This window comes from Aminobacter sp. P4_D5, assembly GCF_056401815.1.
In genome coordinates this window covers 22,062-29,257 of the sequence record NZ_JBFUIP010000070.1, presented here as the reverse complement: position 1 = coordinate 29,257, position 7,196 = coordinate 22,062, and the positions used below count along the sequence as shown (strand labels likewise).

Sequence of the window (7,196 nt, the reverse complement as noted above, 5' to 3'; positions counted from 1 at the left end):
AGGTGGGTGACAGTGCGACACTTGAGATGTTCAATGCGCCGTTGCCTGTCCAGGGCCCCGGCGGGCCGATGCGCTGGCACGGAGGAATGACGACGCATGATGGTTTCAGCATTGATCGAGCGTGAATTGACCCAAATCGGCTCTCCCGTCCGCAACGGCGTCTTCGTCGCTGTCGTTGGCCCCAGCGGTGCCGGCAAGGACACGCTGATCGCCTATGTCCGCGAGCGCCTTGGCGACGACGAGCACGTCGATTTCGCCCGCCGCGTCATCACCCGCCACAGCGACGGGGCGACCGAAGATCACGATACACTGGCCGACGCCGCTTTCGTCGAGGCCGACGCTTCCGGCGCTTTCGCGCTGTCGTGGGAAGCGCATGGCCTGCGCTACGGCATTCCGGCTTCCGTCGACGATGCGATTGCGGTCGGCCATGTCGTTGTCGCCAACACCTCGCGCGGCGTCATCCCCGCTCTGCGCGAGCGCTACGCCAATGTAGCGGTGGTCGAAATCACGGCTGCCCCCGAAATCCTGGCCGAGCGGCTGGCAGCGCGCGGGCGCGAGTCACGCGGCGAGGTTCTGGCACGTCTGGCGCGCACTGCTCCGCACGATCTCTCCGGTCCCGGCCATGTCGCCATCGACAACAGCGGTACGGCCGATGTCGCCGGCGAGCGGTTCTTGGCCGTGCTGCGCAAGGCGGTCGCCTTTTCCGACGTATCAGGTCAGGTGTGATTGCGTAAGCAGAAGCTTACGCAATCATGCGCAGCATGTGATTGTCCCAGACATATTCCGTGCGGCTTGCCTGCTTGCCGTTCGGCTCGACGATGACGCCTGCGCCCGTGGTGGCGAGGAAGCCGCCGCGGTCGGGCGCCAGACCGCAGACTTCGTCCAGGTCGTTCCTGGCGACCACCTTGCCGGTCCCGGCGTCGATCATCGCCCAGGCGTTGCCCTGCGGCGATGACACCGCCACCAGGCCGGCGTCGCGATTGGCCGCCACCGAGCCGATATAGTTGCGGAAGCCACCGAGAATGTCTTCGGGCATCTCCAGCATGGCGAGTTCCTCTCCGCGCGCGGCGCAGCCGACGAGCAGCGGCGTTTCCGTCGCCGGGCCCTCATGCTGGCAGCCGAACCAGACAGTGCCTTGGGCGTCGATGTCCATGTGCCGGATCGAAAGCTGGTGCAGCTTTTCCGGCAGCTCATGCTTTTCCAGGAGAACACCGCTGACACGGTCGACGAGCACGAAGGATGGCTTCATGATCGGGATATTGAGCTTGGCGCGGCCGAAATCCGGATGGGTCTCGATGCCGCCATTGCAGATCGCAAGCGTGCGTCCGTCGCCAAGCAGGATCAGCTCGTGCGGGCCGACACCATGGGTCGGGAACTCGCCGAGGCGGCGGAAGCCGTCGCGCGCGTCATAGATGCCGACCATGCCGGCGGCATTGTCGAAATCATTCTCGGTCACATAGAGCAGGGCACCATCGGGCGAAAACACGCCATGGCCATAGTAGTGCCGGCCAGTGATGCTCGGAATGGTCAGCGGCTCATCCTTGCCGGTGTGGTCGAAGACCAGCATGAAGGTGCCGGGCTGGCGCGCGAACACCACCGACTTGCGCGAGATCGGATCGAAGGTGACGTCGTGGCCGCGCTCGGGCAACGCCACGCTGTGCAGGATCTTGCCGGCCTCCGACAGCACCGCGACGCCATATTCGCCTGTGCGTGCTTGGTAAGCGGTGGCGAACATAGCGTCGGTTTCGAGCGCCAGCGCACGCTTGGCGGGAGCGAGCGACATCAGGAAGGTCGCACCTGCCGCCTTGAGGAAATCGCGGCGGTCGAACAGCGGCGAGCGCATGACTAGTCCCCGTCGAGCGAGGAGAAGCCGGCGGTGAGGCCGAGCGCGCCGGCAAGGCGGGTACCGAACAATTCCGACAGGCTGGACGTCACGACGCCGAAATAGGTCAGCTTGGCGCGCTTTTCCGGGTCAGCGAGCACAGCGTCGATCGGCCCGGTGATGCCGGTCACGGCATTTTGTGCGTTGGCGAATTCGAAATCGATGGACTGTGCGATCCATTCGGAATCTGCCGGCAGCAGGCTGCCAAATTTCGAGGCGCCGAACAACGCCTTCATGCCTGAAATGTTGCCGCCAAGGGCGGCGGCGGTGCCTTGCGAACGCCAGTACAGCGCCTGCTTCGGCTTGTCGGAAGCCGCATCCTTGCCGAGGAAACCGTTGACGCGCACGTCGCGCACAAGTTCGAGGCCGTTGACATAGACTTCGAGCAGTTCGGTCACCGCCTCGCTGGCGTCGCGATAGAGCGGATTGGCGGCACCGGGATGCTGCCACTGGCTGGCAAAGCCCTTGTCGTCGCGCCAGGCGGCGTCGACCTCGCCAGCGATCGTGGCGACATTGCCTGCTATCGCCTTGCCATAGGAGCAGCGATAGGCGGCCGATGTGCCCGCAAGTTCGTCGGCGCCGGTGCCGAACAGAACGAACTCCAGCGCGCCGAGCCCTTGCATGGCGACGCTCTTCTGCGCCAGCTTCGCTGCGTCGGTCGCGGTCACGTCCTCGCCGGCAATGGCGGCTTGCACCTGCTTCAGGCCGGTGCCTTTGYGGTCGGGCCAAAACAGCATGCGCTCCAGCCGATTCTGCTCGGTGATCGGCCCGAAGCGGATGATCTCGATTTCCGACCACGTCACAGTGGTCTTGGAGAAAGCTTCGCGTGCCGCCTTCAGATTGCCGGCCGATGGTGACGTGCATAGCGTGTCGAGGTTCTTTCCGAGCGCCGCCGTGTCCTGCACGAGCCGACCATAGGTGGGGCGGATGAAGCCGTCGATGGCGTTGGCGATCACCTCGTCCGAGGCCTGGTTGGCGTAGGCTGCGGGCGCGGGCAGGATGAGGCAGGCAACAAAGGCTGATGCGAGCGTAAGTCTAGCCATCAGAGCGACTCCAGGAATTTGACAAGCGCTGTGCGGTCGTCGGCGGGGAGGGCGGCAAAACGGTCGCGCGCGCCTTGCGCTTCGCCGCCATGCCACAGCACCGCCTCAGTCAGGTTCCGCGCCCGCCCGTCATGCAAGAAGAAGGTGTGATCGTTGACGGTTTTGGTCAGGCCGATGCCCCACAGCGGCGGCGTGCGCCATTCGCTGCCACTGGCGTCGCCGACCTGCTGGCCGTCGGCCAGGCCTTCGCCCATGTCGTGCAGCAGGAAGTCGGAATAGGGCCAGATCAGCTGGAAGGCCTGCGCCTTGTTTGGCGTAGCGCGCCGGGTGACGAATTTCGGCATGTGGCACGCGGCGCAGCCGGCTTCGTAGAACATCTGCTTGCCGCGCAGCACTTGCGGGTCGTCGATATCGCGTCGTGCCGGTACGGCGAGGTTTTGCGAGTAGAACGTCACCAGATCCATGATCGGATCTGGCGCTTCGACCGGCCCAAGCCGCTCCTGCACGCCGTTGGGCATGGCGAGGCAGTCGGTTTGGGCTTGGGTACAATCGCCCCAGTGGTGCGCAACGTCTGGTGTCGAGATACCGATGTCGCCGGCAAAGGCATCGGCTGACTGCTGGCGGACCGATGGTGTCTGGGCCTTCCAGCCGAAGCGGCCGAGCGTCAGTTCGCCTGATTTGCCGTCGCGCACGATCGACGCCTTGCCGGAGATACCGTCGCCATTCTTGTCGTCGGGGTCGGCATTGGCAAGGATGTCGGCCGGATGGATCTGCTCGACAAGCCCGAGGCCGATCATCTGCGGTGTCACGCGCGGCGACAGCGTCGTTGCCGGATGCATCGGGCCGTAGCCGAGATCGGAGACAGAGTAGCTGGGCTTGCGCAGCGAAAGCTTCGTGCCGTCGCCGAGTTCGACCGGAACCTCCTCATAGGAGATGACCATGTGGCCCTCGCCGGTGAGGCCGGGAACTGCGAGGTCCTGGAACTGGGCGCCGTAAATGGGATCGGGGAAATTCAGCACCTTGCGCTCGGCGAGGGCGGCCTTTTCTTCCTCAGTCTCGGCCGGGCGGGCAAGCCTCAAGAACATCGAGGTCGCGTCCGAATTTCCTTCCGGCGGATGGCCGCGGCCATCCTTGAGATGACAGCTCTGGCAGGCGCGCGCGTTGAACAGTGGCCCCAAGCCGTCCGAGGCCTGGGTCGAGGACGGCGACGACACCCATAGCTTGCGGAACATGCCGTTGCCGAGCTTGAAGGTCCCTTCTTCCTCGAAGGTGATGTTAGCTGACGAATGCGAGAAGGCATCCTGATTGACGCGCTTTTGCGACGTTCCAGCGCCACCTTGCATCAGCTCGAACTGTTCGGGCTTCGAGAAGTCGGTGGTCGGTTGGACGATCTTTTCGACGCGCGCCTTGTCCGAGGGCTTGAGGTCGTGGCGCTCCGTTGCCAATCCGTCCCGCTCGCCGGCGACGGATGGCATCGCCGCTGAGGCCAACAGCAGGCCCGCGACGATGAAGCGGAGTGCCGGAGCACTTCGCTTGTCGTATGTGTTGTCGGTGCTGGTAGGCGCACCCGGCAGCATGCGGCGCGTTAGTAAAAAAGTGCGCCGCATTCCGGCATGTCCTATTCGGCCTTGTCAGCGGTCTCGGCGTTGAGCTGACCGTACTTCTCTTCGCCGATCTCCGCGAGCAACTGCAGCTGCGTCTCGAGGAAGTCGATGTGACCTTCCTCGTCGGCAAGCAGTTCCTCGAAGAGTTTCATGGATACGTAGTCCCCATGCTGGGAGCAGATGTCCCGGGATTTCTTGTAGGAAGTGCGCGCGTCATACTCGCCGGCGAGATCGCTTTCGAGCACTTCCTTGACGTTCTGGCCGATGCGCAGCGGTGCAAGTGACTGCAGATTGGGGTGGCCTTCGAGGAAGATGATGCGCGCGACAAGCTTGTCGGCGTGGTGCATTTCCTCGATCGATTCAGCGCGTTCCTTCTTGGCCAGCTTGCCGTAGCCCCAATCCTCAAGCAGGCGGAAGTGCACCCAATATTGGTTGACCGCGCCGAGTTCGAGGAAAAGCGCCTCATTAAGCCGCTCGATGACCTGTTTTTCGCCCTTCATTGATCCTGCTCCCGAATTGGACCCGCAACTCTTTCACACGATCCATGTGTGAAACGATATCCACCCCACTCGCCTCCGAACGAGCGTGATAGGCTTCGGTTACCCGAATGATCGTTTCGACCACATTTGGGAAGCAGCCGCAACAGCGCCCGCGCTTTTGCAGCGTGTGATAGACCTTTGCTGGCACGATCAGGCACCAGGGATCCTTGTCCAGGAGTTCTATGATCGTATCTTCGATCTCCTTCTGGGTGATCAGGTTGCAGTGGCAGATCAGCATAACGGACTCAGGGATGGCTGGCGGCGCGCTTCCGGCGCGCCGCTTGGCTGAAATTATCTAGGTGCGAAGAAGGCTCACTGGAAGACCTTGTCGGGGGAATCGAGGCTGTCCGAGCCCTCGAACGCGATCGCGTCGAGCTTCAGGGCAGCAACGGCACGCTCGATCGACTTGGTCTGGTCGACAAGCGCGTCGATCGCCGCCTGGACGGTGGCGTTGCCTTCGGCATTGCCTTCGCCGATCTGCTGGTCGTAGGCCTCGCCAGCGACGGCGCGGGCCTGGATCGCCTCCATCTTGGCCACCGTCGTGTCCAGCTTGCCGGAAAGCTCGGTGTCGAGCGCGGCGTCGGCTTCCTTGACCATGTCGGACACCGACGGACCCTCGACAGTCGAGCCATCGATGCGCTTGTAGGTGCCGTGATAGGCGTTGCGGATGCCGACCACGTCATAGAGATGCGAGATGTGGGTATTGTCCGAGAAGCAGTCGTGCTCTTCCTCCGGATCGTGCAGCAACAGGCCGAGCTTCATGCGCTCGCCGGCGAGTTCGCCGTAGGACAGAGAACCCATGCCGGTAAAGATGGTGGAGATGCCGGTGTTGGCCTCGCCGTCGAGCAGCGCCTTGCGGGCGGCACCGTCTGCCTTCCAGTTGCCGACCATCTCTTCGAGATCGGCAACCAGCAGATCGGAAGCCGCATTGAGATACTGGCCGCGGCGGTCGCAATTGCCGCCAGTGCAGTTGGCGATGTCGTAGTCGGTATAAGGGCGATTGCCGGCGCCTGGGCCGGTGCCGTTGAGGTCCTGGCCCCAGAGCAGGAATTCGATGGCGTGGTAGCCGGTCGCCACATTGGCCTCGATGTCGCCGGCTTCCTGCAAGGTGCCGGACAAGAATGCGGGCGTGATCTTCGAAGCATCGACCTTCTGGCCGTTGATCTCGATCGACGGGTTGGCGATCACGTTTGCGGTATAAAGCTTGTTCTCGTCGGATTCGGTGCCGTAGCTCTTGTCGACATAGTCGATCAGGCCTTCGTCGAGCGGCCAGGCATTCACGCGGCCTTCCCAATCGTCGACGATGGAATTGCCGAAGCGATAGACTTCGGTCTGCTGGTAGGGGATGCGTGCTGCCTTCCAGGCTTCGCGCGCGGCAGCGAGCGTTTCCGCCGATGGCTTGGCAATCAGCGCCTCGACCGCAGCGTCGAGCGCCTTGGCTGATGTCAGCGAGTCCTCGTATTTGGCGAGCGCGATGTCGGAATAGGTGGTGAGAACCGCCTTGGCGTCGGTTGCTGCCTTGGCCGGCAGCACGAAGATCGCGGCTGTCAGCGCGGTCGTTGCCGCAACAGCGGCAAGCCTGCCGTAGTGCCGGTTGCGCGAGATGGATGCAGGCATGGTCTCTCCTCAGTGAACCAGATGGAGCCGATACGCGCCGAAAAATCGTGTGCCGTCAGCTCTTTGCTGCATCGGCGGCATGGATTCGAATGAAAGCTCTGGGGCGGCCCGGCTTCGGACATGCGCGTGGTTCGAGGCCCAATTTGGGCGCAGCGCAACCATGCTGCAGGCAATCGCGCACTGGCGCGGTTCAACGAAGGCAGGCACCCGATAGGCTCCAATCGAAAGGGTTAAAGGCCCAGACATCAAAGACAGGCGCTGTAAAGCACTGCCTCATAAAAGCGTTGTGGCGGAAAAAGTCAACGCGACGTCAACAAAAAACGTAGCGCTATCAATAGTTTAGAATAATTCTAAACTAAGTTTGTCCAGTTTTCGGCGGAGATGGAACGGCCAACTCCTTGATTTGTCGAGATACGCATTCGAGCCAAGGCATCTCAGTGCCGTCACCTGCGACAACGCGTAGCGGCTGGTCATCTCGCCGCCAGCCAGCCAAATGCGAAGGGGTGCGCTT

General features: G+C 62.8%; 7 protein-coding genes. 1 reads left to right on the top strand and 6 read right to left on the bottom strand.

Translation table 11 applies throughout. The features are described 5' to 3' along the window. Window positions 1–96 precede the first annotated feature (96 nt). Entirely contained in the window at window positions 97–726 is a 630-nt protein-coding gene (gene phnN / locus AC1DWF_RS16665) for a phosphonate metabolism protein/1,5-bisphosphokinase (PRPP-forming) PhnN (protein ID WP_476781715.1), read from the top strand. Between the two features lie 16 nt (window positions 727–742). Here the strand turns inward: phnN and AC1DWF_RS16660 are convergent, their stop codons facing one another. The 6 genes from AC1DWF_RS16660 to AC1DWF_RS16635 form a co-directional block, all read right to left on the bottom strand. Then, the gene (locus AC1DWF_RS16660) at window positions 743–1,843 is read right to left on the bottom strand and encodes a DUF1513 domain-containing protein (protein WP_476781714.1); all 1,101 of its coding nucleotides are present in this window, start codon (window positions 1,841–1,843) and stop codon (window positions 743–745) included. A 2-nt stretch (window positions 1,844–1,845) separates the two neighbouring features. Beyond that, window positions 1,846–2,925 carry an imelysin family protein gene (locus AC1DWF_RS16655; RefSeq protein WP_476841845.1) on the bottom strand — a complete coding sequence of 360 codons (1,080 nt, stop codon included), beginning with the start codon at window positions 2,923–2,925 and terminating at the stop codon, window positions 1,846–1,848. Then, window positions 2,925–4,400, bottom strand: coding sequence for a di-heme oxidoreductase family protein (locus AC1DWF_RS16650; RefSeq protein WP_476781729.1), 1,476 nt, complete (start codon window positions 4,398–4,400; stop codon window positions 2,925–2,927). The genes AC1DWF_RS16655 and AC1DWF_RS16650 overlap by 1 nt, the downstream gene beginning before the upstream one ends. 143 nt (window positions 4,401–4,543) lie before the next feature. Continuing rightward, window positions 4,544–5,029: a bacterioferritin gene (gene bfr / locus AC1DWF_RS16645; RefSeq protein WP_476781712.1), complete on the bottom strand. Its 486-nt coding sequence runs from the start codon at window positions 5,027–5,029 to the stop codon at window positions 4,544–4,546. Then, window positions 4,995–5,306, bottom strand: a complete 312-nt coding sequence (locus AC1DWF_RS16640) for a (2Fe-2S)-binding protein (RefSeq protein ID WP_476781711.1) — start codon at window positions 5,304–5,306, stop codon at window positions 4,995–4,997. The genes bfr and AC1DWF_RS16640 overlap by 35 nt, the downstream gene beginning before the upstream one ends. A gap of 74 nt (window positions 5,307–5,380) precedes the next feature. Next, the gene (locus tag AC1DWF_RS16635) at window positions 5,381–6,685 is read right to left on the bottom strand and encodes an imelysin family protein (RefSeq protein ID WP_476781710.1); all 1,305 of its coding nucleotides are present in this window, start codon (window positions 6,683–6,685) and stop codon (window positions 5,381–5,383) included. Between the last annotated feature and the right edge of the window lie 511 nt (window positions 6,686–7,196).